Annotated in this window: 17 protein-coding genes; 14 read left to right on the forward strand and 3 right to left on the reverse strand. The window is 45.9% G+C overall.

Going from position 1 to position 24,937, the window contains the following annotated elements; translation table 11 throughout:
- Positions 1 to 51 precede the first annotated feature (51 nt).
- Together AC0LWT_RS15050 and AC0LWT_RS15055 are read left to right on the forward strand one after the other, a co-directional pair.
- Positions 52 to 1,809 (forward strand): sensor histidine kinase, encoded by a 1,758-nt coding sequence (locus AC0LWT_RS15050; RefSeq protein ID WP_474682075.1) that lies wholly within the window; start codon positions 52 to 54, stop codon positions 1,807 to 1,809.
- Positions 1,802 to 3,421, forward strand: a complete 1,620-nt coding sequence (locus AC0LWT_RS15055; protein WP_474682076.1) for a response regulator transcription factor — start codon at positions 1,802 to 1,804, stop codon at positions 3,419 to 3,421. The genes AC0LWT_RS15050 and AC0LWT_RS15055 overlap by 8 nt, the downstream gene beginning before the upstream one ends.
- Positions 3,422 to 3,525: 104 nt before the next feature.
- Here the strand turns inward: AC0LWT_RS15055 and AC0LWT_RS15060 are convergent, their stop codons facing one another.
- Positions 3,526 to 4,419 (reverse strand): alpha/beta hydrolase, encoded by an 894-nt coding sequence (locus tag AC0LWT_RS15060; protein ID WP_474682077.1) that lies wholly within the window; start codon positions 4,417 to 4,419, stop codon positions 3,526 to 3,528.
- Between the two features lie 455 nt (positions 4,420 to 4,874).
- Between AC0LWT_RS15060 and AC0LWT_RS15065 the strand changes: the two genes are divergently transcribed.
- The 6 genes from AC0LWT_RS15065 (at position 4,875) to AC0LWT_RS15090 (ending at position 14,401) form a co-directional block, all read left to right on the forward strand.
- Complete coding sequence (locus AC0LWT_RS15065) at positions 4,875 to 9,275, forward strand: carbohydrate binding domain-containing protein (protein WP_474682078.1); 4,401 nt, start codon at positions 4,875 to 4,877, stop codon at positions 9,273 to 9,275.
- A gap of 365 nt (positions 9,276 to 9,640) precedes the next feature.
- Positions 9,641 to 10,846 (forward strand): ABC transporter substrate-binding protein, encoded by a 1,206-nt coding sequence (locus AC0LWT_RS15070; protein WP_474682079.1) that lies wholly within the window; start codon positions 9,641 to 9,643, stop codon positions 10,844 to 10,846.
- A 14-nt stretch (positions 10,847 to 10,860) separates the two neighbouring features.
- On the forward strand, positions 10,861 to 11,826 hold the full coding sequence (locus tag AC0LWT_RS15075) for a carbohydrate ABC transporter permease (protein ID WP_474682080.1): 966 nt from the start codon (positions 10,861 to 10,863) through the stop codon (positions 11,824 to 11,826).
- The gene (locus tag AC0LWT_RS15080) at positions 11,826 to 12,641 is read left to right on the forward strand and encodes a carbohydrate ABC transporter permease (protein ID WP_474682081.1); all 816 of its coding nucleotides are present in this window, start codon (positions 11,826 to 11,828) and stop codon (positions 12,639 to 12,641) included. The genes AC0LWT_RS15075 and AC0LWT_RS15080 overlap by 1 nt, the downstream gene beginning before the upstream one ends.
- Before the next feature lie 36 nt (positions 12,642 to 12,677).
- Positions 12,678 to 13,031: a hypothetical protein gene (locus AC0LWT_RS15085; RefSeq protein WP_474682082.1), complete on the forward strand. Its 354-nt coding sequence runs from the start codon at positions 12,678 to 12,680 to the stop codon at positions 13,029 to 13,031.
- A gap of 26 nt (positions 13,032 to 13,057) precedes the next feature.
- Positions 13,058 to 14,401: a GH1 family beta-glucosidase gene (locus AC0LWT_RS15090; RefSeq protein WP_474682083.1), complete on the forward strand. Its 1,344-nt coding sequence runs from the start codon at positions 13,058 to 13,060 to the stop codon at positions 14,399 to 14,401.
- 94 nt (positions 14,402 to 14,495) lie between these two features.
- On the opposite strand, the gene AC0LWT_RS15095 is transcribed toward AC0LWT_RS15090, so the two are convergent.
- Positions 14,496 to 16,139, reverse strand: coding sequence for a response regulator (locus AC0LWT_RS15095; RefSeq protein ID WP_474682084.1), 1,644 nt, complete (start codon positions 16,137 to 16,139; stop codon positions 14,496 to 14,498).
- A complete protein-coding gene (locus AC0LWT_RS15100; RefSeq protein ID WP_474682085.1) occupies positions 16,069 to 17,811 on the reverse strand; it encodes a sensor histidine kinase in 1,743 nt (580 codons plus the stop codon). Before AC0LWT_RS15100 ends, AC0LWT_RS15095 begins: the two co-directional genes overlap by 71 nt.
- Before the next feature lie 107 nt (positions 17,812 to 17,918).
- Between AC0LWT_RS15100 and AC0LWT_RS15105 the strand changes: the two genes are divergently transcribed.
- From AC0LWT_RS15105 to AC0LWT_RS15130, 6 genes are all read left to right on the forward strand, one after another.
- On the forward strand, positions 17,919 to 19,514 hold the full coding sequence (locus tag AC0LWT_RS15105; protein WP_474682086.1) for an extracellular solute-binding protein: 1,596 nt from the start codon (positions 17,919 to 17,921) through the stop codon (positions 19,512 to 19,514).
- 269 nt (positions 19,515 to 19,783) lie between these two features.
- On the forward strand, positions 19,784 to 20,512 hold the full coding sequence (gene bglS / locus AC0LWT_RS15110; RefSeq protein WP_474682087.1) for a beta-glucanase: 729 nt from the start codon (positions 19,784 to 19,786) through the stop codon (positions 20,510 to 20,512).
- A gap of 280 nt (positions 20,513 to 20,792) precedes the next feature.
- On the forward strand, positions 20,793 to 22,121 hold the full coding sequence (locus AC0LWT_RS15115) for an ABC transporter substrate-binding protein (RefSeq protein ID WP_474682271.1): 1,329 nt from the start codon (positions 20,793 to 20,795) through the stop codon (positions 22,119 to 22,121).
- Between the two features lie 13 nt (positions 22,122 to 22,134).
- On the forward strand, positions 22,135 to 23,016 hold the full coding sequence (locus AC0LWT_RS15120) for a carbohydrate ABC transporter permease (RefSeq protein ID WP_474682088.1): 882 nt from the start codon (positions 22,135 to 22,137) through the stop codon (positions 23,014 to 23,016).
- Positions 23,016 to 23,840, forward strand: a complete 825-nt coding sequence (locus AC0LWT_RS15125; RefSeq protein WP_474682089.1) for a carbohydrate ABC transporter permease — start codon at positions 23,016 to 23,018, stop codon at positions 23,838 to 23,840. The genes AC0LWT_RS15120 and AC0LWT_RS15125 overlap by 1 nt, the downstream gene beginning before the upstream one ends.
- A 92-nt stretch (positions 23,841 to 23,932) precedes the next feature.
- Positions 23,933 to 24,922, forward strand: coding sequence for a LacI family DNA-binding transcriptional regulator (locus AC0LWT_RS15130; protein WP_474682090.1), 990 nt, complete (start codon positions 23,933 to 23,935; stop codon positions 24,920 to 24,922).
- The last annotated feature ends 15 nt before the right edge of the window (positions 24,923 to 24,937 follow it).

Genomic DNA, 24,937 nt, shown 5'->3' on the forward strand with positions numbered 1-24,937 from the left:
AAACATGGTTTCAAGTTATAATGAAGGAAAACGTTTGGAGGTTCCCTCTCCTTGCTCAACCGTCAACCGTTCTCTCTGAGAAATACGATTTTCCTGCGGCTGCTCGCTACATTTTTACTGATCATGCTGCCAATTCTTTCGCTTGGCGTCTATTTGTATCACTGGATTGTACAGACGGCAAGCGAAGACATCTCAAAGACTGCTGTCTCCCAGATTACTTTCTATTTGACCGATCTTGAGAACGAGCTGGAACGAATGAAATTGCAGCAGTTCAGTATCCTGGAAGACGAGGACCTCAATGAATTGACGCTAACCTGGAATTCCATGGACGCCTTCAAGCGCACGGAAAAAATCAACACGTTGTGGAAACGGCTTAATGCCATTCAAAACAGCAGTATGTACATCAAAAATGTGAGTGCTGACATCTTTCCGATTTCAAAATCCGTTTCATCCGCAAATGGGACTCGGGATTTGGACCCGCTATCCTACTACGAGAATCGCTCGAAATTTGACGTCAGGAACAACCAGGTCATCGAGTGGAAAGGGAGCTTATACTTAAGAGCAGCCAAACAGAGCGCCACCAAAGGGGATCAGCCCCTATTTATTATCGAAATCGAACTTGACACCGCGAAGCTTCGGGAGGCGCTAAGTCAACTCAATACATACGCCGGCAGCGGCACACTGCTGTTCTCCAAGAAAACCGGGAACATCCTTGTAAGCGTTTCTGAAAATCAATTGCAACAAGATATGGATGCTCTCGTTTCCCAAATCGACATATCGACATTTGCTCAAAAGGGAACCTATAATATGTTAGGCAGCCGTTATTACACTGCGTTTGCAAGTTCCGATTATCTGAATATGTCCATCATCCGATTCATTCCTGAACAAATCATCAAGAAGCCGCTGGGTAAGTTCTATGCATGGGCATGGCTGTTTATTTTCGTTGCCATTGTGATTATTGCCGTGTATGCGTTCTCCACCTATAAATTTATACATAAACCGCTGCTATCGCTTGTTAAGAGCTTTCGGCGCGTGGAAAGCGGCGATCTTCAGTTTGTTATCGCACATGAATCCAAGGACGAGTTCGGATATTTGTACGGCCGATTCAACCAAATGATCGCGAATCTGCGTTCGCTGATAGATCAGGTCTACAAACAAAAAATTATGACTCAGCGTGCCGAACTGAAACAACTTCAATCTCAAATTAATCCGCATTTCCTATACAACAGCTTTTTTATCCTGAATACGATGGCAAAGACGGGCGACGTCGAGCGAATCGAGCAGTTCACGACTCAGCTTGGGGAGTACTTCCAATTTGTGACCCGTAATGCTTCGGATGAAGTATCGTTGAAACAAGAAATTCACCATGCCAGAATGTACACGGAGATCCAGGAGCTTCGCTTTTCACGGCGCATTCGGGTGCAATTCGACTCGCTCCCGCGGGAAGCCGAACAGGTGCCGGTTCCCCGGTTGATTATCCAGCCTATCATTGAAAACGCATTCGAACATAGTTTGGAACGAATGAGGCATAGCGGATTGATTGTCATCCGGTTCGAAGTGGAAGAAAGGGAAATCCGCATCAAAGTCGAAGATAACGGCCAAAGCTTGTCGGACCATGCGTTAGAACGCATTGCAAATTCTTTGGCTGACGATAATGAACATACGGAGACGACAGGTCTTGTGAATATTCACCGCCGTGTAAAGATTACGTTTGGTGATGCGTATGGTTTGCAGGTAAGCAGAAGCGAGCTCGGGGGACTGAAAGTCATCATTTGTTTTTCCTTTAGAGGGGATGAAGCTCATGATTAGATTGCTTATCGTCGATGATGAAGAAATTATTACGGATGGACTATTTGAGGTACTTAAGCAATTGAATCTTGGGCTTGATATGTACAAAGCTTATGCCGGAGAAGAAGCGCTGGATTTGATGAATAGAACGAGAGTGGATATTGTGTTATCCGATATTCGGATGCCCGGCATGGATGGCCTGGAGCTCATGAAAAACATACGGAGTCAATGGCCGCATTGCAAAATCATTTTTTTGACCGGATATAATGACTTTGATTATATATACCAGGCGATCCAAACATCGGGGGTGAGCTATCTCCTTAAAAGCGAAGGATATGACAAGATCATCAAGGCGGTAACCGATGCCATTAAGGAATTGGAGAACAGTCTGAAGTTCCATAATCTGATCAAGCAGTCAAGCGAGAAGCTAACTATGCTTGAAACGCTTGCCCAAGGCAATTATTTCAGGTATCTGCTTCAGGGGGCGAGAGCTGCGGAGGAGCTGGAGGTTGATTTCCGCAAATTGGGCATTGTCCTCGATCCCTACCTCCCGGTTCTCGTGGTGCTTGGCGACCTGCAGCGTACGAACCTGCGCCAGTCGTTTGCCGAAAGCCAGGAGGCTGCATTAGCCGTTAAATTTTTGGCTGAAACCTTCCTTGCGGAGCGGACCGACAGTCTTGGAATCATTGACCGATACGGCGACCTCGTATGGCTTATCCAGCCGGAGCGCGGCAAGCGAATGGAGCCAGGCGAAGCCTATGTCCGCACGGTCAGGTTTTTAGAAGGCCAATTTGAGCTGCTGCAGCAAGCCTGTATGGATTCGCTGGGACTCACTTTTGCCATTACGCTCTGTGCTGAACCGTGTGAATGGAAGCAGCTTTCCATGGCGTATGAACGGGTCAGAAACCAACAGCATAGGAGAGCTGGCGACGGCGCCCAGATGATACAAACCATTTACATGGAAACGATCGAGACTGCGGCTTCTTCGCGATCTTTGAGGGAAAAGGAGGAAGCGTTGGCGATTCATCTCGAAGGGGGCAGCAGAGAGGGGTTTCTGCTACTGCTGCAAGAGTTGACCGAAACGGCTTTCGTTGAGGGCAGAATCGGGGGACCCTTTGTCTTGGAGCTCTATTACACGATAGCACTGCTTCTATTATCCTACATCAATCGTTGGGAGCTGCATGACAAGGTTGAAGCAAGCAGTCTAATGCAGAGAGAAATGCATGCATCCTGGCAGGACAGTTTCGTTTATTTGAAAAAGATTGCGGAGTCTTTGTTCGATCTTCGATTGAGCGGAGAACGCAGCAGGGCGGCTGCAGCGATCGAAAAGGTCCGTTTGTACATTGATGAACATATTGGCGAGGACTTGTCGCTTGCGCGTTTAGCCAGTGTGATTCATTTCAATCCATCTTATTTGTCGCGGCTTTTTAAACAGGAAAGCGGAATCAATCTATCTGAGTACATAGATGAAGTTAGAATAGAAAAAGCGAAAGAATTGCTGAAACAGGACGAGATAAAAATAGCCGAGGTGGGTGTTCGGATAGGGTATGAAACCCCTCATTCATTTACTCGATTTTTCAAAAAGTCATTCGGCTTTACACCGCTGGAATATCGGGAAGGCTTGAGGAAATAAGCGGATCTGCAAAGTTTAAAAGCGGCCAATTGCAGGTCAGCAGATGCGCAAAAAAAAAGCTGGACGGAGAACATCGCGTTTTTTCGTCCAGCTTTCATTATTATTTACTTAAAGATGCGCTGCGAGAATTGGTACAGCCCGCTGCTCCAGACTTTCCCTTCGTGTCCGCCCACATCCAGATACCACATGTGCGGGATGTTCATGCTGTTCAAGCTATTATGGAAATTTTGGCTGACCCACAGCAGACCGTCCGAAGATCCGACGGACAGCCACAGCAGTTTCAGTTGGCTGGCAACCTGAGACGGGTTGGTGATGAGCTGCGATGCCGACTTCGTATTCGGAGCGGACGAGAACGCGCCGATCCAAGAGAACTTGTCCAGATGGGTCAATCCGAAGTTCAGCGTTTGTCCGCCGCCCATCGACAAGCCGGCGAGCGCGCGATGCTGCTTATCCTTGTACACCGGAAAATTAGAGTCGATGTAAGGAACGAGGTCATTGATCAGATCGAACTCAAACTTTTCAAAGGCGGCTACCTTGTCCGGAGCATAAATATCGCCTACCGGACGATCATCCCACATAGCGCGGCCGTTCGGGAATACCACAATCATCGGCTCCAGTTTGTTCTCGGAGTACAGGTTGTCGAGAATATTCCGCGGATTCATATTATTGAGCCATTCATACTGATCCCCGCCAATACCGTGCAGCAAGTAGAGGACGTTATAGGTTTTCGAAGGCGTATAGCCCGGAGGCGTATACACCATTGCGTTCCGCGACTTGCCTACTGTTTTGGAATAATAGCTAATCTGCTGAACGTTCCCGTGCGGAATATTATTGCGGTAAGCATCATACCCCTTCGGAGCCGGGATAACGGGGCCGCTTGCAGCCGCGACTGCAGAGCTGCTCTGCTCCTGTGTCTGGGACGCGGCAGTGGACATCGTCGGCACCAGCAGCGCAGTGGCCAATGCCAGACTTAAAATACGAGTTAAACCTTTCTTCATTTCATCTTCTCCTCCTTGGATTTGTGAATTTTGTTGGCTTTGCCAGCTTGGAGTGAACCCTGATTCACTCTGTTCTGTTACTCGCTCAGAAGCGATCCTCCTTGATGCCGAATTGAAACCCCTTTCAACGCTGAGTAGCATCCCCCCCTCCCGGCTTGCAGCACCCTCGCTCGCGAAGCAAAGCAGTGTGCAGTCATTATTGTAAGCGCATACAAATGGATAATACCATATTTGATATATTTTGTAAATGAATACCTTTCGGAATTTATTGAAAAATTCACGCTGAGACAGAAGAATTCGTCTTCATGTCTTTTCCATGATATTTTGCGGCTCCACATTGAATATTTGTTATTCAGATTAATGATTTGGTATTTCTGGCATCAAGGGGCAAGCCTATAATGGAAACAGTCCGCCGCAGCCAGTTTTACCAACTATCGTTATTAGGAGGAGTCAACGTGTATCGGAAAGTATACTCTACACTTTTAAGCATCAGTCTTGTTGTCCCTTTCTTCTCGCCAACAGCGCCGGCTTTGGCCGCTTCTGCAGAAGCAAAGCCATCGTCTGCGGATGTTAGCTTCGTGGACATGAATGGTCACTGGGCGAATCTTGCTGTTGCGAAATTTGCAAAGGCAGGTGTTGTAACCGGTTACGACAACCAGGAGTTTCATCCGGATGAGCCGGTAACACGCGCTGAATTCGTCACATTCCTTAACCGTGTGTTCCGGTATGAGGGTAATGGACCGTCATCGTTTACGGATGTTAAACCTTCCGATTGGTATATGGATTCCGTGTCCAAAGCTGCACAGGCCGGATTAATCGAAGGGTACCCGGATGGGAGATTTCTTCCGAATGAGCGAATTTTGCGTCAAGATGCCGCACTTTTGCTAGCTCGGGCTTTTCAAATCGGCAGCCATGCCAATGATTCGACATCCCGGTTCCACGATGCTGCGAAAATTGATGATTATGCAAAATCAGCAATGGCCAGTCTAATCTCGGCGGGATATCTGGCAGGGGATGACGGGCAAAATTTGCAGCCCAAACGTGCCGTTACACGTGCTGAAACCGTAGAACTGCTGGGTCGCATAATTGGCTGGATGAGCCCGGATTTTGGCGATGCCAAGACGGGGGAAATTGGCGGAAATGCAATTGTCAATAGGCCCGGAACGACGCTGCAGGATGTGAAAATTGGCGGCAATCTTTATGTTACGGAAGGAGTAGGCGAAGGAGAGGCTGCATTCAGCGGCATTACGGTTGCCGGCGACACCGTTATTAAGGGGGGCGGAACGCATTCCGTCATTTTTAATAAGTCACAGCTGTCCCGAATGGTACTGAGCAAGAAGAATAACCTTGTCAGGGTGGCTTTAAACGACAGTTCTTCGGCTAACATCATCGAGGTCAATCATCCAGCTATTGTGGAATTGTCTTCAGGTTCCAAGGTGAAGGAAGTGCGAATCGGGGAAGCGGCGCGCGGCTCCAAGATCGTGAACAAAGGTACGATTGAGCATCTGAAAGTAGGTGCTGACGGCGTTACGGTTAACGGTCAACCGGTGAGCAAGGGCGATGAGCTTAAATTGCCCGAACACCCTGGAGCGATGCCTGGTTCGTCATCTGGCGCATCCGGTGCATCCAGCACATCCGGCTCTTCCAGCTCTTCCAGCTCTGGCAATTCTTCGCAAGACGATCCTTGGCAATTAGTATGGAACGACGATTTTAACGGCAGTACGGTCGATACGAGCAAATGGAACGTTCAGGACACAGGCACAGTTTACAATAATGAGTTGGAATATTACAGTCCTAACAACGTAAGTATCGGGAAAGACGGCGACAAAAACGTACTTGTTCTAGAGGCAAAAAAAGAATCTCACTCGGGTCGCAACTACACGTCGGGTAAGCTGACATCTCAAATGAAAGGCGATTGGACGTATGGAAAGTTCGAAGTGCGTGCCAAATTACCTGTTCAGCAAGGCATGTGGCCGGCCATCTGGATGATGCCTACGGACGAACATAATCAATATGGACCATGGCCAGGCTCCGGCGAAATGGACATCATGGAGCTCACCGGTCCGGTTGCGACTGATCCCGCTAATGCGGATGTGTACCCGAGGAGGGTCCAAGGCACCATTCACTACGATATTCCGCATGCGCAGCAAGCGGATCACTACGTGCTGCCGCAAGGACAGACGTTTGCCGACGATTATCATGTGTTTTCATTGGAATGGCTGCCCGGGAAAATAAGTTACTTTGTCGATGGTCATAAGTATTTTGAAACGAACGATTGGGGTACAAAAGGGGACGGGCAGGCGGAATATTATACGTATCCTGCGCCGTTTGACAGGCCTTTTTATATGATTTTGAATCTGGCCGTCGGCGGCGATATGCCGGGAAATCCGAAGGACGATTTTGCATCTGATAAAATGTATGTCGATTACGTCCGCGTTTATAAATACAAAGATTTGGACAAATTGCCCGACGTGACCGGCAAGCGTCCTGATTCCTCCGGTAACCATACGCCTCAGCGCGCTCCTATGCCGGACGGAAATCAAATTTGGAACAATAAATTCGATGGGGGTGCCGACAGCAGCGGCGTTCCGCTTATGTGGCAGCTGCTTAAGAACGTCAATGGAGATGGAAATGTCAGTATCGTCGAAGATCCTGTAAAGGGGAAAGCAGCAAAAGTCGAAGTCACGAATGCAGGCGACCAGTTGTATTCGATTCAACTTACGCAAATGCCCCTCATGCTGGAAAAAGGGAAAGCATATGAGGTGACTTTTGATGCCAAGGCAGATGCGCCTCGTTCGATCATGTCCAAGCTGACGCAATATCAGGGAAGTTGGACGGCTTATTCGGGAGAGGTTACCAAACAACTCACCGATCAATGGGATACCTACCGTTACTCCTTCAATATGAAGGGTAAGACCGATAATAACGCCCGTTTTGAATTCAATCTCGGCAAGACATCTACAGCGAGCGTTTATTTTACAAACGTAAAGGTGGTCGAGATTCCGTGGATACCGGAACCGCAAGAGGAAAGGAAGCCTCTTAACGACGGCAATCTGATATTTAACGGCGGATTCGATCAAGGCATGGGCAGAATGGCGTTCTGGAATCTTGCAAACTCTTCGGGAGCAAGTGCAGCGGCTTCAGTCAGCAACGATATTGTGGCTTCAACCTACATGATGGATCGCAAGCTATCGGTCATTACGGCAAATGGCGGCACTTCTCCGGATAGTGTAGTACTGTCGCAAGCGGGACTTGTGCTGTCCAAAGGAGCTGCGTATACGTTAACGTTTGATGCTAAGGCAGATCACAACCGTTCGATTGGGATCGGACTCGATACGGGAGCGAGCGGCGGTGTAACCTTCACGGGCGAGCCGGCCGTGAATCTGACGAATACCATGACTACTTATATCAAGCATTTTACAGTCAATGATACAAACGCTGATTCTACCTTGAAATTTCTGTTAGGCGGCGACAAGGGAACATTTGTATTGGATAATGTACGTTTGATTAAACGTAACAATCCTTCTACAGTGAATGATTATGCTCATATCCCGGCAGACCAGTATTGGGAAATGCAAGGGACAACGTTGATTGCAAGCGGGGAGGGCGGCAAAGAAGTTACAGGAATGTCCCCGGGCAATTATGCGGATTACAAAATCAGCATCGCGCAGCCAGGACGTTACGTGCCTTCGGTGAGGGTCTCAAGCGCCAAAGACAACTCCGTATTGAATTTTACGGTTCTGGACGAGTCCCTGCAAGCAGTAAAAACAGCCACGGTTGCCGTTGGCCATGCTGAAGGCGGACAAGCGTATAAAACGATTTATATCGAACCGTTTGATCTGCAAGCAGGAACCTATTACTTGCGTTTGACCGGGCAGGATTATGACACCGTATGGATCGACTTATCCCGGGAAATGATCCAAAACGGGGATTTCGGCAGTAAGGATACAACTGGATGGGCGCTGCTGAAAAACTCCCCAGACCCGGGCGTGCAAGCTTCCACAATGTCCGCGGCCACCGGGGAATTAAGCGTGAACATCGGAGGACCGGGCGCGAACGATTGGGATGTCCAGGTCAAACAAGCCGTTAACAAAGCGCTTATGAACGGAAAAACATATCGCTTAAGCTTCGACGCTTCAGCCTCAGTTCCGCGGGATATTAAGGGAGTGGCGCAGCTTAACGGAGCGCCGTATACGAATTATATGGAACAAACCGTTAATCTGGCCACCTATAAACAGCATTTCGAGAAAGTATTCACAATGACAGCCGATGATCCGGATTCTGTGTTTCAGTTCAGTTTAGGCAAGCTCGGCGATATTTCTGTCTCTCATTCCGTGTACCTGGACAATATTTCTCTAGTACAGATTATGTCTCAAAAAGCAAATTTGATCCCGAATGGCGATTTCTCCTCCGGTATACCGGGTTGGACAATATTCTCGCAAGATAGCGGTCAGCTTGCCATCTCGAATGACAATGGGGCGCTTAAGGTAGATGTCGGTACTGCCGGAACAGAATCATGGCATCGCCAGGTTTACTACGAGGGAATCGGTTACAAGAATGGCAACCAATACACGCTGACGTTCAAGGCGCATTCGACAATTCCGCGCAAGATGAACATTAGTATCGGTTGGTCTGATGCTGCACACAACTACGAATGGCATGGTTATGGCAGTAAAATTATTGATTTGGGCACGGCCGATCAGACCTATACGTTTACTTTTGTTGATGACAAGGATACTACGGACAAAGGACGGGTAAGCTTCGAGCTTGGCGATATTGCCGGAGGCAATGCCGGTAACTTGAGCGTATTTATCGACGACATTTTCTTAGCCAACGATGGTACGATTGCCCCTTAATTTCGAAGGAAACGCGAGAGAGTCGGAAGGTTGCGCAAATGCTTGTTCATTGCCAATCCGGAGGCTCTCTCCGTTTTTGTTAGAAAATAGTCGGATGTTGTTTTTTTGTTATCGATGCTGTCGATTTGTTATTTAAGGCCTGTTCTTTCAAATCTATAATAAAGATGTAACAACGGTACCGGTTACTTACTACTCACTTATTTAGGGGGATTTCCATGCGTCTGCTTGGTAAAAAAGGATTAACAGTATTGACTGCCTGTTCTATGGCACTTGTTTTCACAGCTTGCGGTGGTAATACGGCAACAACTGACAGTAAATCAAATCAAAGTTCCACCTCTGAAGGAAAAGGGGAAAAACCGATCACGTTGAAACTGGCTACGTGGGAACAGCCGACAAACATTGCGGCTTTGACGAAAGTCAACGAAAAGTTTCATGCGAAATATCCGAATATTACGATCACTTTAGATACATCCAAACCGGACGCCGCCTATCAGACATTACTGCAAACCCGCTTAAATGCCAATGATGCGGATATCATTACGAGCTTCGCGATCAACCCGAAAAAAGATTGGCATAAAGGCGCAGCCGTTCCTCCGCTGCAGCAATACATCGATGCCGGTTTGATTGAGGATTTGACGGGCAAACCGTATTTGAATAATTACTTCCCGGAAGCGCTAAAGAATGCAACCACTTATAAGGATAAAGTTTGGGGCATTGATATTGGGACCGTTACTTACACAGGCGTATTTTACAACAAGGAATTGTTTGAGAAAAACGGTTTGAAAGTACCGACGACTTGGCCGGAGATGATGGACGTCTCTAAGAAGCTGAAAGACAGCGGAGTTGCTCCGTTTACCCTTGCCGGCAAAGATGTATGGCCGCTCGGAATGGTGGCAAACGGATTCATTCAGGCTATTGAGCCTAATGTCGAGCAATTGGACAAGAAGTTATGGTCTGGGGAAGCTAAGTTTACCGATCCGGTATTCTCGGAAGTATTCACCAAATATCAACAAATGTTGAACAACACCGAGAAAGACTTTATGGGCATCGATTATGCTTCGGTCGTCGGACGGTTTGCAACCGGTAAAGCGGCTATGATGCCTGATGGGATCTGGAATTCGGGTGCCATCGAGAAAGCGAATCCGAATCTGAAATTTGGATACTTCCCGATGCCTGCCAGCGATAAAGCGGAGAATAATAAAAATTTCTTCGGTAAATATGACATGTCTCTATTAGTCGCTGCAAAATCGGCCAATAAAGAAGCCGCATTAAAGTATCTCGAATTTATCTCTCAACCGGATATCTATAACGAATTTATTAATACAGTTGGTTTCTTGCCTACTCAGCCAAATGTCAAATTCACGAATTCGTTTATGCAGGAAGTTGCTCCGCTTGCAAGCGGTTTGAAGCTGGCCATGGATGTTATCTGGCAAGCGCCGCAAGGAGCCGGCGATTACACGGGCAGCCCGACGCCTGTTCAGTTTCTGAAGCCGGCAGGCAAGGAAACTCCTGAAGAAGTTATGCAGAAGATGCAAAAAGAGTGGGAAGTCGAAATGAAAAACGCTAAATAATTGAAGACAAAGACTTGGGGGTAGTCCTGCTTATGCGCCTACCCCCATTTTTCACTGGACAGGAGTTGCTGGAGATGTATCCATTCGGTAAAAAGTGGCATAGATGGGCTCCTTACGGATTCCTGTTGCCGGCATTAATCATTTACATTGCATTTTCTTTCGGACCCTCAATGGTTAGCATTTTATATTCATTTACCGATATTTCAGGGGTTGCAGGAGTGAAGTGGCACTTTATCGGTTTTGATAATTATAAGGAGTTTTTTCATTCAGGCAGAACGGCGGCTTATTTGGCTTCGGTCAAGAGAACGATCATTTTTTCTTTGGCTGTCACGATCGTGCAGACAGCTATCGGGCTTCTTCTCGCTAACATTATTAATTCGAAATTGAAAGGCCATTTGTTTTACAGATCGCTGATTTTTATGCCGGTCGTGTTGGGCGTAACCGTCTTCGGATTGATTTGGTCGCTCATGTTTAATCCGATGGATGGCCCGGTTCAGAAGCTGTTGGGGATATTCGGCGGCTCTTCAACTTTTTTGGGCTCCTACGATTTGGCGTTCTACATCGTTATCTTTATACAAATTTGGGGCTCGTTGGGATATACGGTGGTCATCTTTCTTGCCGGCTTGCAGGCAATCCCGGGCGATCTTTATGAAGCGGGTCATATTGATGGCGCCAGAGCATGGCAATCGTTTGTTCATATCACTTGGCCAATGCTGGCTTCGACGGCCACAGTCAATTTACTTTTGGCCATTATTGGATCGCTGCAAACATATGACGTAGTTTTTGTTCTGACTCAAGGCAACTTCAACACAAGTGTACTTGGTTATGAAATATATCGTGCCGCATTCGGAGGTACGCCGGGTGCTTTAGGACTTCGACAAGGATTTGCTTCGGCGGTTGCTGTTATTCAATTCGGCATTGTCCTGGTCATAGCAGTAATTGCTCAATATTATTTACGGCGAAGAGAGGTGCAGTTGTAATGAAGATGCATTTGGTGCCCAGACCTCTCGGCTATCTTATCATGCTGATCATGGTGATACTTTACCTGTATCCCCTTTTATATCTGTTTAATGTTTCCTTTAAGCCGGACGTCGAATTTATTGTGGACCCGGTAGGCATCGTCAAGCAATTTCAACCTGAGAACTATGTGAATGCATGGAAACAGGGCAATTTTAGCACGTACATTTGGAACAGTTTACTTTACACCGGGGTATCGGTCGGGGCGTCGGTTCTGATTTCCGCTCTGGCTGCTTTTCCCGTATCCCGTGGTTATATCAAATGGAGCAGCTTTGTGTACGTATTTTTTATGATCGCGATTTTTTTGCCGAACAATATGATTCCGCAGTGGAACTTGATCCATTGGCTAGGCTTGTATAATACCAGAATCGGGTATATGTTGGTGAACACGGGAATCGGTCTTGGATTTATGCTCATGACGGGCTACATAAAAGCAGTCCCAAGAGAGTTGGATGAAGCGGCCAGCATCGATGGCTGCAGCTACTCCAGATATGTGATGACGATAATTATGCCTCTAATAAAACCCGTATTGGCGACAAGCGCGATTTTGCAGGCAATAGGGGTCTGGAACAACGTGATTGGGGCGACCATATATCTTTCCGATAAGAAGCTATTTCCAATTGTACTGGGCTTATTCAAGTTCTACGGCCAATTCAGCAACCAATGGACTTTATTGGCCGCGGCCCTCGTCATCGTGGCAAGTCCGATGATCATCCTGTATATTTTCTTGCAGCGGTACATTATTGAAGGCGCCATGACGGGAGCAGTTAAATCTTGACGGTCAAACCTTGATTGAAGAAGGACGGTAGTCCCGATGAAAAAGCGCTTCGTTGTACCCTTCGTTCACTTGATTCCCGGATTTATCAAGAAACGTGTCGGCTGGAAATTGGCAGCTATCATTTTTTTTAGTATCGTCATTTTGGTCAGTGTGCTTGGAACGCTTTCCTACAAAGTTTCTGAAAATATTATCAAAGACAAAGTGGCCACGGCTGCCCATCAAACGGTTATTCAAGCGGCTCAAAAGCTTGATTTGCAGGTAACATATCTTTCACGCGAGCAATTCCAGATAAGTGAAAAATTAGTTGTTTATTCGTGCCAAATGGAATTGCTGTCCGGAACGCTGAAAGATGTATTGCAACAATTTAGAATTTCAACTAATAAATCATGATCGATAGAAAGAAAGGAGAATGATCAATGGCACAAATACGATTCCCGCAAAATTTCCATTGGGGAGCGGCGACTGCCGCTTATCAAATAGAAGGAGCCTGGAAGGATGACGGGCGAGGGGCTTCTATATGGGACACATTTTCACATACGGCCGGAAATGTAAAGAATGGCGATAATGGCGATGTCGCATGCGATAGCTACAATCGTTACAAAGAAGATATCGCAATTATGAAAGACTTGGGAACTACGATGTATCGCTTCTCTATTGCGTGGCCCAGGATATTGCCTGATGGCACCGGAGAGCTCAATTTGAAAGGTCTCGAATATTATTCAAATCTGGTTGATGAACTTTTAGCGGCCGGAATCGAGCCCGTTTGTACGTTATATCATTGGGATTTGCCGCAAACGTTGCAGGATCGTGGCGGATGGGAGAACAGAGGTACAATTGATGCGTTTGTTGCCTATTCGGAAATCATTTTCCGCAAATTTGCAGGGAGAATCAAGTACTGGATAACTGTAAACGAACCATGGTGCATTTCATTCCTCTCCAACTATGTGGGTATTCACGCGCCGGGGAATCGGGACTTGCAGCTCGCCGTTACGATTTCACATCATCTCCTGATCGCTCATGGCCGAACCGTGAAACGTTTCAGAGAACTGGGAATCGAAGGCCAAATAGGTTATGCCCCTAATGTGACGTGGTTGGAGCCATATTCCAACCGCAAGGAAGATGCGGATGCATGCCGAAGAGGCGTTGGCTACTTTCTGGAATGGTTTATGGACCCTGTTTTATTAGGAACGTATCCGCAGTTTATGCTCGATTGGTTTGCGGCAAAGGGAGTCAAATTGGAGATCGAGGATGGCGATATGCAGATTATCCGCTATCCGATAGATTTTATAGGCATTAATTATTATACGGGGAACGTAGGCAGATATAAGCAGGACGAAGGTTTATTCGACTATGAGGGTATCGATACCGGGTATGCCAAGACGGATTTTGACTGGTTTATTTATCCCGATGGGTTTTACAATGTGCTGTGTTATATTACGCAAAGGTATGGGGATATCCCGCTACTAATTACAGAAAATGGCGCTTGCTATAACGATGAGGTAGAGGAAGGGCACGTAAACGATACGAGGAGAATTGAATATTTAAAGCAGCATTTGATCCAGGTAAATCGTTGTTTGGAGAGCGGCGTGAATCTGATCGGTTATCTTACCTGGTCATTGCTGGATAATTTTGAATGGGCGGAAGGATACGGCAAACGATTTGGACTCGTACATGTCGATTTTCAAACGTTAACCCGCACGCCAAAGAACAGTTTCTACTGGTATAAGGAAGTTATTCGTCAAAACGGTTTTGATTTGTAGATTAAAGGTTTTCTAGCAAATGCTGGAGTTTATCGTTACAAAAAAAACGCGGAGCGTCTTAACGATGCTCCGTTCTTTGAATTTCCAAAATCGCTCAGTTTGACCGGTCCCTGAACTCCTGGGGAGTCATTTGACTGTATTCTTTGAACAGCTTTATAAAATAGTGTGCAGTCGAGTAACCGAGCATGGATGAAATCTCATAAATTTTAAGCTGGCTATTGGTTAATAAATGTGCTGCTTTTTCCATTTTAACCTGAAACAAATAATCACTGATGCTTTTTCCGGTTTCGGATTTATAAATTTTAGAGAGATAGACAGGATGTAAGTGTACATGGTCTGCAATGGACTGAAGGGAAACATAACCGATATTCTGATCTACAAAGTCATGTACTCCGTTAATAAGAATGGCACGCTGATCCTGATGCTCCAGATCAAAATAGGCTCTTAATTGTCCTACGGCATTCATAGCCCAATTCTTCAGCATATCGGGCGAGTGGAACTTTCTGGCCTCATCCATGATGGAGCCGATGATATCCCCCAGCAACTTGTTATTTTTATGGGCAATATAATAAAATGCCGTTTTCAGATAATGTCTGGTCTCTTCGATATGCTCCTGAGACTGCGTTCCGCTGTTTTTTAACTCATGAAAAACAGTGTGAAGCTTTTCTTCAATGGCATCCCAGCGGTTCGCTTCGAACAAATGAAAGAAGGTCGGAGGTTCATATAGCGATTGCATAATTTGGATGTCCCTATTGCCGGATTGCTGATCCACGGTCAGGAAAACCCCGGTATCTTGTCCGATTCTCCGCCTGATTAAGGAGACCGCAGATTGGTAAAGCCCGCGCATTTCGTATGGAAATTTCCCCCAGTCCGTTGTCGTGATGGAAACGGCGCCTTTAAGATATAAATTAATGTTCTTTTGCAATTGAAAGGCGGTTTGAGTGATGGAATGGGTATGGACATCCGGTAATTTCGGCTTGAGCAAAAAGACCAAATACTCATGTACATCTTTACATGACCAGATGTCGAACTGTTCATGGAACAATTCATTTGCAATGTTGACAATGGCATACTCGAACAGATGGATGCTATTCATGTCCTGCTTTTGAAAATAATCTTCAAGCCGCACGATCATAAGCGCGACGCGTTCATCGATCAGTGGGGGGAGCTGATACTTCTGAATTTGTTCGGCAAGTTGGTCATTCGAGAACCGTCGTCCTTGTAGAAGTTCATTAAGCAGCCGGTCTCGCAGCAAAGGAAGATGCTCTCGAAACGTCTGCATCGTATTCTGGAAGGAAGCTAATGTCTCCCATTCACGTTGAATCTCAAGATGCAATTGCCGAAGCACTTCGATCAATTGCTCATCCCCGATCGGCTTTAGCAAATAAGCGCTTGCTTGGTGCTGGATAGCTTTCTTGGCATATTCAAATTCCGCATAACCGGTAAGCAGCACGCATTTGATATGTTTCCACCCGCTGCGAATTTCTTCGATCAGCTGCAGGCCGGACATCTCGGGCATGCTGATATCCGTGATAACGATATCGATAGGATTGTGTCTAAGGATTTCTAACGCTTCTTGTCCTGAGTAGGCTTTGTGGACTTGTTCAAACTGCAACTCCGCCCAAGGGATTGTGACAGACAAGTCATCTACAACATAAGGTTCATCGTCAACGAGTAGTATTTGTAACATGATTGAGTCCTTTCTTCTGGATGCGAAGTGTGACCTTGACTCCCCCAAGCTGGGAAGGTTCAATGTGCAAACCGGACAAGTCGCCATACTGGTGTTTCAAACGCTGCTGAACGTTCCAAAGCCCGCATCCGCCATCCTCGCGGATTGGCGTGTCTAGTACGGCGTAGAGCTCATCCATTTGGCGGGGATCCATTCCCGCTCCATTGTCTTCGACTGAAATGATCAGTGTGTCATCTTTCGTTTCTCCATAGATGATGATCCGGCCGCCACCCAATTTCTTTTCGATCCCATGGATAATGCTGTTCTCAACGATGGGCTGGATTAACAATTTGGGAATGGGCTCCGCAAGCAAAACGTCCGTGATGCTTATGGAATAATCGATACGTTGTTTGCGCAGATTTTGAATCGATAAATAGTTTTCCACCAGCTTCATTTCTTGTCCGATCGTTGTCAATGAATGATCCATTCGCGTTATGTAGCGATAATACTCGCCAAGGTTAAGCGCCATCGCTTCAACGGAGTCCGTATCGCCTACTCTTGCCTTGCTTTTCATGAAAAAAAGGCAGTTATAAAGAAAATGCGGATTAATTTGTGCTTGCAATTGCTTCAGATAAGCATCCTTGGCCCGTAGTTGTTCGAGATAGACACGTTCGATCAGTTCCTGAACCTTCTGAGCCATTTCGTTAAACCCTTGATTCAACATGGAGAATTCGTTATTTGCCTTCGTCCGGATTCGCGTGGACCAATAACCTTCCTTCATCTTGTTTACCGCTCTGAGCAGAATGCCAATTGGGCGCTGTACCTGACGGAACAAGTTTAGAGAGAACAAAGTGCTGAGGGCAAGCAATACGAAAGAAGCGGTAATAAATGAAAGCCTACTGGTTCTAATTGGATGTAAAATTTGTTCAAGCGGCGAATAATGAACCATATACCATCCTAACGATGATGAACGAATCATACTGACCAGATATTGCTTGCCTTCCAGATAGACGATGGTTGAAAACTGCTGCTCAGCATAAATGTTCTGCAGATTGTCAATAATCCCGGTTGCCAGCTTTGTGTCCAAATTCTGATTTCGTATAAGCCCGAATTTTGGATGGTACAGGAAAGTATCGCCGAAATACTGATATTCCCCGATCATTTTTTGCAAATTGGATACTGGAAAACGGACTTCAATGATCATATTCGACAATTCCGGCGTTTCTGCAAAGTCGACAGGATCCGCGAGCAGCAAGTGAAATCCGCCATCCGCATTTTTCATCTCATAATTCCAGCCTTTGAGCAGTGGCTTCTTAAGCAGAGACTCTTCGAAAACAGCCGAAGCATCTGAAGACAGGGCCTCGCGTTTTTGTATATTGTAAATTGTAATCTGATTCTCCCACGTGCTTGAACTGGTTTGCAGAGCCAACTTTTCCAGAACTGTCAGCGTGGTTTTGTTAGGGTCAATAAGATGATTGAGATCTTGGATATGTTCATATTCGCGAATGGTCGGATCGCGTTGCAAGGTATAAACCAAACCGGCTAACTGATTGATGTTATTGTCCATTTGTTTGGTGAAAAAGTCTAAATGATTCAAATCCGAAGTTTTGATTTGTTCGGTGATGACGTCAACATCCTTTTGGTAGGATAATCCATATAGCAATAATGTTACCGATATGATCGCGAATAGGAATCCAGTTATTTTGACGAAAAGATTAGCGCGCACTCGCAACGGACCCATCCTTTACTTCCCAATTGTTTTTCTTAGTGAAATTATACCATAGTTGACTTTAAAATTTGTGATAAGATACATTTAGTACGAAGCTGTTCGGAAAGGCAGGCCTCCTGATGGGAAAGATATGGGGAAAAATACTGATGGTAATGGTGCTGATCATTTGCTCCGGATGCATGGAAACAAACCATAAAGAACACGCCGGTTCCTCTCTTACGCAAGAGACGGCACATTACGACGCGATACTGGGAAAATATGTCCCCCCGGTAACCATGTACACGGTTGGTTCGATAAACCCCGACATGAAATTTAAAAATGGCGAGAATTTGGAGAAAAATGTACATACCAAATGGGCTGAAGAACGTTTGGGTATCCGAATCCGGTATCTCTGGACGATTCCCGATTCCAACGGGGCTTACGCCAACAAACTGCGAATAGAGCTGGCTAAAGGCAATATGCCGGATATTGTTGCCACAAGGGATCGAGATGTGATACAAGAATTAATCGACTCGGGACAATTCATGGAAACCGGTGATTTATTCGACAAATACGCCTCACCCGTCTGGAAAAGCGCCATGCAGGAGGACCCTTCGGTATGGGATTTCTTTATGCGCGATGGGAAAAAATATGCGATTCCAATCCTTGACTATCGGTATACGACAGATCCGGTACTCTGGATTCGTCAGGATTGGTTAGATAAGCTGCACCTGCCGGTTCCTGGAACGATAGAAGAGCTTGAAAGTGTGATGGGAGCGTTCACGTATAAGGACCCCGACGGAAACGGCAAGGATGATACATTCGGCCTATCGATTGGATTAAGAAACGGCCCCAGCACGTGGATGGCTGATTCCAGCTGGATTTTCGGCGCATTTGGGACAATACCCAAGCAATGGAATCGGGCGGAAGACGGTAATCTAAAGTATGGATCAGTCCAGCCCGGCGCCAAGGATGCATTGCAGTTGTTGAAAAGATGGATCCAACAAGGTTATGTTTCAAAAGAAAGCGAATGGTACAACGAGACGAAAGCGGCGGATTTATTCATTGCCGGCAAGGCGGGCATTATCGCAGGTCCTTATTGGATGTCGGGATGGCCGTTATCCGATCTGCTGAAGAACGACTCCAAAGCTGTGATTAAAGCGATACCCATTCCCAGCGGTCCGAAAGGTTTTGTTGGGAGAAGAGGGACGCTGCCCGTTAACGGGGCCGTGCTTATTAATAAAAAGATGAAAGATCCCGAAATTTTCTTCAAGTACCAAAACTACTTGTTTGATTATTATGCCACTTCAACAGGCGAATTTGCACATGGACTTGCGCAGGACTACGATTGGACGATAGTTGATGGAGTCCCTTCGGCAATGGAGCACGCATTAATCCCGGGAGGAGCCGTTAGAGTGGCATCCTATACGTTGACCTTTGATGGAGCGCGTATTCCGTCCAAAGTCATGGATGCCATTCCAAAGGAAATCGCGCCCGTATTGTTCTCTCCGGCAGAAGCTTCCAAGAAAGAAGCGTTTACAGGGCCGCCTACTCCAACTATGAAAACAAAATGGGAACTTCTTCAAAAGCTTGAACAGCGGACTTTCCAAGAAATTCTGTTCAACGATGCTCCTGAAAGCGACTTTGATTTATTTGTAAACAAGTGGTTCGCTTACGGGGGAGATAAGATTTCTCAAGAAGTTAACGATTGGTATCGCGGTCAAAGAGCAAAATAAATGGAATAAGAAGGGCCGCTTACGCAGCGGTCTCCTTATTTTTGCATTTTGGAATAATTAATTCAATAAGGAAATGTTTTACATATATAGGTTAATATATTGGTATGAATATTGGTTTAATGTTATTTCGGGGCAATTTCATTCATGCTATAGTAACAATAAAGTTGAATGTAAGCGCTTTTATTGGAGTGTCTTACTACTAGAAGGGGGAATGAAGCTCTTAGTGTTCCCGATTCATATTAAATCTAAATTAAGGTGGTGTTTTTTGTATGTGGAAAAAGTTTCTAACCCGATTTGCACTTTCAGTTGTTCCGGTCTTAATCCTCATTCCGGCTGTAAAGGCTGATGCCGGTCAAGTCTTATGGGAACCTCTTGACGGTTATAACCAGTCTATTTGGACGAAGTCGAACGGATACAAAAATGGAGATTCTGTTTTCAATTGCAATTGGCGGGCAGGCAATGTGAATTTTTCCGCTGGTAAGATGGAACTATCGATCACAAATGACGTTCAGGGGGCAAATCCTCCATATGCATGCGGGGAGTACAAGTCGAATAGCTATTATGGCTATGGCCTGTATGAAGTTTCGATGAAACCGGCTGCAGTCTCCGGTGTGATTTCTTCTTTCTTCACTTATACCGGACCGTCTTTCAATGCGCCGTGGGATGAGATTGATATTGAATTTTTGGGGAATAAAACCAATAAAGTGCAGTTTAACTATTATACGAATGGTGTCGGTCATCATGAGATCTTGGCAGACTTGGGATTCGATGCCTCCCAAGGTTTCCACACATACGCTTTCGACTGGCAACCAGGCTATATTAAGTGGTATGTGGACGGTGTCCTTAAAGCAACTGCGACGAACAATATTCCATCCCATCCGGGCAAGATCATGACAAACCTCTGGAATACGAATGGGGTTGACGAATGGGCAGGTCACTACAACGGAAATAGGGCAAAAGCAGTCTATGATTGGATCAAATTTACTCCGTCACAGTAAGAACGATCCCTTCAATCTTCAAGCAGCTCAACAAGTCTTCTAGGATAAAAATGTTATAAAAATAAGCCCTGCGGCTAAAATGAGCGTAGGGTTTATTTATATTTATACCAACATTTTTGATTTTTGTAATTAGATTCAAATAAAAAATGGTCATTATCTCCCCAAGATACATAGATCGGAAAAGTTTGTGACAACCGGTTGACACACGATATGTCAACCGATTATCATAAAAATGATAGCGCATTCAATTACACTTGAGGGGGAAACGGATTTGAAAATTATGAAGAGTGTTGCTGCGGGAATGGGTTCGATCTTGTTGCTTTCCACATTAGCGGCATGTTCCCAGAACAATGCCTCAAGCTCCTCGCCGGGAGCCGGTCAACAGGCAAAAGGCGTCAAGCTTACTTTTTTTAATACTTCAGCAGAAGTAAACAACGTGTTCGAGGACCTTTTTAAAATTTATCACGAGCAGAACCCTAATGTAACCGTTGAATTGATTCCAACGCCAATTGGAGGCGCGCAGTTGGAGAAATTCCAATCCCTGCTGGCATCCGGCAATCCGGCCACAATAGCCAATCTTGACCCGGGAACGATTCTCCAGTATAAGGACAAGTTCATGGATCTAGAGACGGAGAAAGCGAAATATGAGAAACTGACGAAGCCCGGGGCGGTTGACGGCGCTTTGCTGGACGGCAAATTCTTGGGCATTCCATGGACAGCTCAAGGCTATGGCTTATTGTATAACAAACGGGTCGTTGAGGAATCAATCGGGGGGGCCTTCGATCCGGCATCCATCAAAACCCGTAACGATCTGGAGGCGCTGTTCAGGAAAATTGAAGCTGCCGGCAAAGCGCCTGTGATGATTCACGGGGCGGATTGGTCCTTAGGCGCGCATTATTTGGGACTGGCCTATTCTTTGCAATCGCCGAAAGTGGAGGAGAATCGCAAGTTTGTAGAAGATTTGAAAAATGGCAAAGCCAATTTGGCGGACAATCAGCAATTCACCGGCCTGATGGACACATTCGACTTATTAAAGAAATACAATGCCAGAAAAAATGACCCGCTTGTCGCAGATTACAGTAAAGACAGCACAGATTTCGCCAAAGGCAACGCGGCATTTTATTTTATGGGAGATTGGACTTGGGCTGTAATTGGCACTCTTGAAGGAAGGGATAAAGAATTCGGCATCCTTCCGGTACCGGTTAGCAACAATCCGGCCGACTACGGCAACACTCAGGTAGCATATACGGAACCGAAGCTGTTCGCCATTGATAAATCCGGATCCACTCCGGAGCAGCAGGCAGCGGCCAAAGCATTTATCGAATGGATGCTTACAAGTGAGCAGGGACAAAGTGCGATTGTGGCCAAAATGGGCTTATCCATGCCTTATAAGGATGTAAAGGTGAAAAGCACAAACGTAATTTCCGATGCCGTAGCCAAATACGTCGATCAAGGGAAAGTGCTTAATATCGGAGTCATCAATTATTTGCCGCAAGACTGGTGGTCCAAAACCGGGGCTTCCATGCAAAAATATTTGGCAGGAAAGATAGACCGAAAAGGTCTCGCATCAGAGGTTCAGGATTATTGGAAGTCCAATGCAGGGAAGTAAAGGGTGCGGCGATATGAGAAGCAAAATTTATATTAGGAATGCGGGGACTTTTATGCTGTTCGGGGCCCCCGCCGTATTGGCATTTGCTGCAGTTGTCTTGATCCCGTTCCTGGTTGGAGTATACCTGACGTTTACGAATTGGGATGTTCGAACGGCTAACATTTCATTCGTTGGCTTGTCTAATTACTCAAAAGTTGTTCATGATAAAGTTTTTCTCGCCCAATTGTGGTTTACCATTAAATATGTATTGCTTACGGTACTCATCTCCAATGTGGCAGCTTTCTTTATAGCATTGATGTTGACCAGCGGGGCGAAAGGTGAGCAATGGCTTCGAACGGGCTTTTTCACTCCGAACTTAATTGGCGGAATCGTACTGGGATATTTATGGCAGACTCTATTCTCGCAGATCATGCCATATATAGGGAATAAGTACGGATGGGCATTGTTTAAATCGTCGTGGTTAACGGATACGGATACCGCATTTTGGGCGCTCGTCATCGCAACGGCTTGGCAATTAATCGGCTATCTCATGATCATTTATATTGCCGGATTCTCGGGCGTGCCCAACGATGTGTTGGAAGCTGCCAGCATAGACGGGGCGAACGGTTATTCAAGACTTCGCAGAATCATACTGCCGCTTTCCATCCCGGCTATCGTCATATGTATTTTTATTTCCATCTCCCGCTCATTTTTAACTTACGATATCAACCTTGCCTTAACGAAAGGCGGGCCGTTTAATTCGACCGAATTAGCCTCTTATCATATCGTGCAAAAAGCTTTCTTGTCCAATCAATACGGAATCGGACAGGCGGAAGCGGTTGTCTTGTTTGCCGTCGTAGCCCTGGTTGCGCTTACTCAATCTTACCTGCTCAAGAAATTGGAGGTCGAATCGTAATGGCTGTTCGACAGTCCGCAACAATGATCAAATCCGTCATTCTGTATGTGTGTTTATTTGTATTTTTAATTCCCTTTTTGCTGGTCGTCATGAACTCTTTCAAAAAAACGCAGCAGTTTATCGAAGATCCGTTATCGTTTCCCGGCAGTATTCATTTTGAGAACTACACCCATGCATTTAACAACATGAAATTCATGCAAGGGCTCTCTAACTCGCTGTTCATTACGATCGTTGCTGTTTTCATTATTGTTATTTTCTCGTCCATGACCGGATATTTGTTTGTTCGTTATAAGTGGAAACTGAATGCCGTCCTATTTTTCATTATGCTCGGCTCCATGGCGCTTCCGTTCCAGGTGATCATGATTCCTCTGGTCATGCTGTACGGAAAGCTGGATCTGCTGAATATGAAGGCAACGCTGCTGTTTTTGTATTTGGGGTTCGGGGTTCCCTTCGGTGTATTTACCTTTCATGGATTTATCAAAGGGATTCCTTACGAATTGGAAGAATCGGCTTTTATCGAGGGGAGCTCGAGGCTGCGAACTTTTTTCCAGATTGTGCTGCCTTTGTTGAAGCCGGTTTTCGTGACGCTCATTGTCCTGGATGTGCTCTGGATTTGGAATGATTATTTGCTGCCCAGCCTGGTTTTGCTATCGCCGGATCAAAGGACGCTGCCTCTTTCTACGTTTACGTTTTTCTCTTCCTATTCGGTTGATTACGCGCCTTTAATGGCAGGATTAATGATGACGATTATTCCTGTGCTTGTCTTGTATCTTTTTGTGCAAAATCAAATCATCAAAGGGATTACGGAAGGAGCCTTGAAATAAAGGCTGCAGTGCAGGGGACGGTGCGTGCTGCGGCTGAAAAAATTGTAGATTAAGCGTATAATGGTCTTTAAAAAGTCAGGTGGTCACAAGCTATGCCCAAAATCGATGATGTAGCGGAAAAAGCGGGGGTTTCCGTGACTACGGTTTCCCGTGTGCTTAATAACCGGGGATATATCAGTCAGGCGACGTTGGATAAAGTACATGAGGCGATGAAGGAGCTGAATTATCATCCGAATGAAATGGCTCGTTCTTTGTTCAGAAAAAAGTCGAATATGATTGGCCTCATTATTCCTACGGTTGCTCATCCTTTTTTTGGTGAATTGGCTCATTACCTTGAATCTTATGCCGACCAACGCGGGTATAAAATGATTCTGTGCAATTCGAATCGCGATGTGTCGAAAGAACGCAAGTATATCGACATGCTGAAAAAAAATCAAGTGGATGCAATTGTTATGGGCAGCATGGTTTTGGATGTCGAACATTATCGTAATCTGAACCTTCCTATCGTAGCTTTCGATCGGGTTGTCGACGACAATATTCCTGTTGTGACCTCCGATAATTTGCTGGGCGGAAAGCTTGCATCGCGGCTGCTCATCGGCAAAGGCTGCCGAAAGCCGGCTTATATGCAAGGCGGAATTGGCGGCCAGCATCATAATGATTTACTTGCCGGAGGGAGATATCAAGGATTTATCGACGAACTGCACAATACCGGGATCGAACACTTTGCTTTGAATTTGGAAGGACACGACTTGGACAATAGGCCAAGCGAGGAGCGAATTGTCCGTTTTCTGCAGGAGCACCCGGAAGTAGACGGGGTTTTCGCCAGCAGCGATATGATCGCATCCATAGTTATTCAAGCATGTCGCCGATTAGATAAAAGAATTCCGGAAGAGATGAAAATTATCGGATATGACGACGTGAGGGTCGCTTCTTTATTGGCGCCGCGCCTTACAACCATCAGGCAGCCTATTCAAGAGATGAGCGAATTGACGATCGACTTGATTGTCAAACAAATCGAAGGCGAGAAGGTGCCGATGGTAAATTCTTTACCCGTCACATTAATTGAACGAAGCACTACGTAAGTTTTATGGAATAGA

The organism is Paenibacillus sp. sgz302164, from assembly GCF_056120505.1.

Coding starts and splice junctions, on each gene's coding strand:
- AC0LWT_RS15090 (WP_474682083.1), top strand. CDS start 13,058: ATGGCACAAATACGATTCCCGCAAAATTTCCATTGGGGAGCGGCGACT.
- AC0LWT_RS15125 (WP_474682089.1), top strand. CDS start 23,016: ATGGCTGTTCGACAGTCCGCAACAATGATCAAATCCGTCATTCTGTAT.
- AC0LWT_RS15100 (WP_474682085.1), bottom strand. CDS start 17,811: ATGGGTCCGTTGCGAGTGCGCGCTAATCTTTTCGTCAAAATAACTGGA.
- AC0LWT_RS15055 (WP_474682076.1), top strand. CDS start 1,802: ATGATTAGATTGCTTATCGTCGATGATGAAGAAATTATTACGGATGGA.
- AC0LWT_RS15130 (WP_474682090.1), top strand. CDS start 23,933: ATGCCCAAAATCGATGATGTAGCGGAAAAAGCGGGGGTTTCCGTGACT.
- bglS (WP_474682087.1), top strand. CDS start 19,784: ATGTGGAAAAAGTTTCTAACCCGATTTGCACTTTCAGTTGTTCCGGTC.
- AC0LWT_RS15105 (WP_474682086.1), top strand. CDS start 17,919: ATGGGAAAGATATGGGGAAAAATACTGATGGTAATGGTGCTGATCATT.
- AC0LWT_RS15080 (WP_474682081.1), top strand. CDS start 11,826: ATGAAGATGCATTTGGTGCCCAGACCTCTCGGCTATCTTATCATGCTG.
- AC0LWT_RS15120 (WP_474682088.1), top strand. CDS start 22,135: ATGAGAAGCAAAATTTATATTAGGAATGCGGGGACTTTTATGCTGTTC.
- AC0LWT_RS15115 (WP_474682271.1), top strand. CDS start 20,793: ATGAAGAGTGTTGCTGCGGGAATGGGTTCGATCTTGTTGCTTTCCACA.
- AC0LWT_RS15085 (WP_474682082.1), top strand. CDS start 12,678: ATGAAAAAGCGCTTCGTTGTACCCTTCGTTCACTTGATTCCCGGATTT.
- AC0LWT_RS15060 (WP_474682077.1), bottom strand. CDS start 4,419: ATGAAGAAAGGTTTAACTCGTATTTTAAGTCTGGCATTGGCCACTGCG.